The sequence below is a fragment of the Candidatus Proelusimicrobium excrementi genome (assembly GCF_937881865.1).
Taxonomy (GTDB): Bacteria; Elusimicrobiota; Elusimicrobia; order Elusimicrobiales; family Elusimicrobiaceae; genus Proelusimicrobium; species Proelusimicrobium excrementi.
In genome coordinates this window covers 1-3,372 of record NZ_CALGEO010000100.1, presented here as the reverse complement: position 1 = coordinate 3,372, position 3,372 = coordinate 1, and the positions used below count along the sequence as shown (strand labels likewise).

Below are 3,372 nucleotides of genomic sequence, written 5' to 3'. Positions count from 1 at the left end.
CCTTCGTCAAAAGTGGCGCGCCACATTTTAAAGCAGTTTTCCATGGTGCCGATGAATATGGGCACTATCGGGGTCTGCGTCGCGCCGATGTTAAAGCCGAGCTTTAAAAAGCCTTCTTTAAGGCGTTTGGTATTGGCCCAAAGCTTGTCTTTGCGGGACATATCATCCCAAATCAAGTCCAAAGCTTTATCTATTGAAGCTATTGAAGCCGGCGGCAAAGCGGCGGAAAATATCTGGCTTCTTGCGCTGTGGCGGATATAATGGATTACGTCCGCGTCGCCTACAACAAAGCCGCCTACCGTCGCGAATGTCTTGGAGCAGGTGCCTACCACCAAATCGACTTCGCCGTTTTCCAAACCGAAATGCTCACAGGTGCCGCGGCCGGTTTTGCCTAAAATGCCGGTGGCGTGAGCGTCGTCGACTATAATTCTGGCGCCGTATTTCTTGGCGAGTTTGACGATTTCCGGCAGATTGCAGATATCGCCTTCCATGCTGAATACGCCGTCTACGATTATAAGTTTACCTTTGCTGTCGTCTATTTTGGAAAGCACTCTTTCCAAATCTTCCATATCATTGTGTTTAAAACGCACCATTTCGGCTTCGGAAAGCTTTACTCCGTCCAAGATGCTGGCGTGGTCAAGTTTGTCGACTATAGCTACGTCGCCTTTTTTGAGCAGGCTGGAAATCACGCCCAAATTCATTTGGTACCCGGCGGAGAATATAAGCCCTGCCTCTTTGCCTTTAAATTTCGCTAATTTCGCTTCAAGATCATTTGCGTATTTGGTGTTCCCGTTTAAAAATCTGGAACCGGCGGAACCTGTGCCTCTGGCCAAAGCCGCTTCTGCGGCGGCTTTCTTCATCTCGGGGTCATTGGCCAAACCCAGATAATTGTTTGATCCGGCCATTATGTATTTTTTACCGTCCAGTTCTATTTCCGGCGCCTGTGCGGAGGATATCGGCTGGAAGTAACCGTAAATCCCTAAACGCATTAAAGCTTTAGCGTCTTTAAAGTTCCTGCATTTTTCAAAAATATCTGCCATAGTTTATACCTTCGGTTTAATTATAATTTCTCTATATTTAAGATAAACTTAAAATCTATTTCTGAGCCGCTTTTTTAATGGTGTTTGTGGTGGAGCGGCCTTCAAGTATCGGGTAGAGAGCCACCTTTTTGGCAAATTCCCTGCCTACGACGTTCTCCTCTTTATAATCGGCCCCTTTTATCAAGACGTCCGGCACGATTAATTTTATAAGTTCATAAGGCGTATCCTGATCAAAAACGACTACCGCGTCAACCGCCTGTAAAGACGCACACACCAAAGCTCTGTCTTCCTGGGAGTTAATCGGGCGGCTGGGCCCTTTAAGCCTTTTTACGGAAGCGTCGCTGTTTATGCCGAGTATAAGTATATCGGCTTGATTCTTGGAAAATTCCAAAATGCTGACGTGCCCGGCGTGGAGTATGTCAAAACAGCCGTTGGTAAAAGCCACGCTCTTGCCTTGTTTTCTCTGTTCTTTTACATATTCTTCAGCCTGGGGCCAGGTCAAAATTTTATCTGTTGCTTTCATCTTTTTTTATAATTCTTTCCACAAGGCCGGTATTCATGTTGCCGGATGCAAAATCCTCATCGTTTACCATTATCTTATGGAAGTCTATCGTCGTTTTTACGCCTTTTACGGTAAATTCGTTCAAAGCTCTTTTACTGCGTTTTAAAGCAGTTTGCCTTTCCGGGGCGAAAACTATCAGCTTCGCTATAAGGCTGTCGTAAAAAGAAGGTATGGTGTAGCCGGTGTGAACGTGGCTGTCCAAACGTATACCGAGTCCGCCGGAAGGCGACCATTCTTCAATCGTGCCGGGGCAGGGCATAAAATTCTTTTTATAATCTTCCGCGTTTATACGGTGTTCTATGGCGTGGCAGTGCACTTCAAGGGCGCGCTCGGGCGTTATTTCAAGCTTTTTGCCCTGGGCAATATCTATTTGCAATTTAACCAAGTCCATTCCGCTTACAAGTTCCGTTACAGGGTGTTCAACTTGCAAGCGCGTGTTAACTTCCATAAAATAGAAGTCATGGTTTTCGTCCATTAAAAATTCAACCGTACCCACGCCGCTGTATTTAGCGGCTTTTGCAAGGCGCATGGCCGCGGCGCAAAGTTCTTTCCTTACTTCCGTCGTAACGAACGGGGAAGGGGATTCCTCAATAAGTTTTTGGTTTTTGCGCTGCATGGAGCAATCCCTTTCGGCGAAAGCGACCACATTGCCGTAATTATCTGCGGCCATTTGCACTTCTATATGGCGCGGATTTAAAACCAGTCTTTCAAAATAGACTCTGCCGTCGCCGAAAGCGGCTTTGGCTTCGCCTTGGGCGGTGTCTAAAGCTTTTTGGAAGTCTTCTTCCCCGAAAGCCGGGCGCATACCCCTTCCGCCGCCGCCCATAGTGGCTTTAATCATTATGGGAAAACCTACTTTTTTTGCGGCTTTAAGGAAGTCTTTTTCCACAATTCCGTCGGAACCGGGTATTACGGGCACTTTGGCGGAAATAGCCAAGGCTCTGGCGTGGGCCTTTTCGCCCAGTTTTAAAATAGCTTCCGGGCTGGGGCCGATAAAAGTCATACCGTTGTCAATGACGGCCTGAGCGAAGCGGGCGTTTTCGGATAAAAAACCGTAACCCGGGTGCACGGCCTGCGCGCCGGTAATTTTGCAGGCGGCTATAATGGCGTCGATATTTAAGTAACTTAATGAAGACGGCCCCGGGCCTATGCAGACGGCTTCGTCGGCTTGGCTTACGTGTGCCGAAAATTTGTCCGCTTCGGAATAAACCGCTACGGATTTTATATTCATTTCTTTAAGCGTGCGGATTATACGCAAGGCTATTTCGCCTCTGTTGGCGATAAGAACTTTATTAAAAGGTTTTATGGTTTCTTTTGTCATAATTAGGGTTCTATAAAGAAAAGCGGCTGGCCGTATTCTACGGCGGAGCCTTCGGAAGCCAAATTGATTTTTACCGTGCCTTTTACGGGGGCGGAAACTTCTTTCAAAGTTTTGTTCATTTCAACGTAACCCAAAATATCGCCTTGTTTTACGGGCATATTTTCTTTAACGGTTACGGCTTTTCCCTTTTTGCCGAAGCTGTATATGCCTACAGCCGGCGCTTTTACCGGGGTAAGTTTGCAAGAAAAATCGGAAGCTTTCGGGTTTTTTGCCGCTGTAGAAATCTCAACGCAAACGCCGTCTTTTTTAAATACTACTTCCTGTAAGTCCGTGTTTTTTGACCATGCGATAAAATCGGAAAGGGTTTTTGTATCCATAAAATCTCCTGTTTATATATATTACCATTTTATAGCGGAATATTGGAAATTTATACAAGATGAATATCCTGC

The 3,372-nt window shown here is 46.1% G+C and carries 4 protein-coding genes; all 4 read right to left on the bottom strand.

Annotated elements, in window-relative coordinates; genetic code table 11:
* On the bottom strand, positions 1 to 1,040 hold a 1,040-nt coding region (locus tag ACQY26_RS04545), incomplete at its 3' end, for an aminotransferase class I/II-fold pyridoxal phosphate-dependent enzyme (RefSeq protein ID WP_428047943.1).
* Between the two features lie 55 nt (positions 1,041 to 1,095).
* Positions 1,096 to 1,563: an adenylyltransferase/cytidyltransferase family protein gene (locus ACQY26_RS04540; RefSeq protein WP_428047942.1), complete on the bottom strand. Its 468-nt coding sequence runs from the start codon at positions 1,561 to 1,563 to the stop codon at positions 1,096 to 1,098.
* Positions 1,547 to 2,923: an acetyl-CoA carboxylase biotin carboxylase subunit gene (accC, locus tag ACQY26_RS04535; protein WP_428047941.1), complete on the bottom strand. Its 1,377-nt coding sequence runs from the start codon at positions 2,921 to 2,923 to the stop codon at positions 1,547 to 1,549. The genes ACQY26_RS04540 and accC overlap by 17 nt, the downstream gene beginning before the upstream one ends.
* Positions 2,924 to 2,925: 2 nt before the next feature.
* Positions 2,926 to 3,300, bottom strand: a complete 375-nt coding sequence (locus ACQY26_RS04530; protein ID WP_428047940.1) for an acetyl-CoA carboxylase biotin carboxyl carrier protein — start codon at positions 3,298 to 3,300, stop codon at positions 2,926 to 2,928.
* Between the last annotated feature and the right edge of the window lie 72 nt (positions 3,301 to 3,372).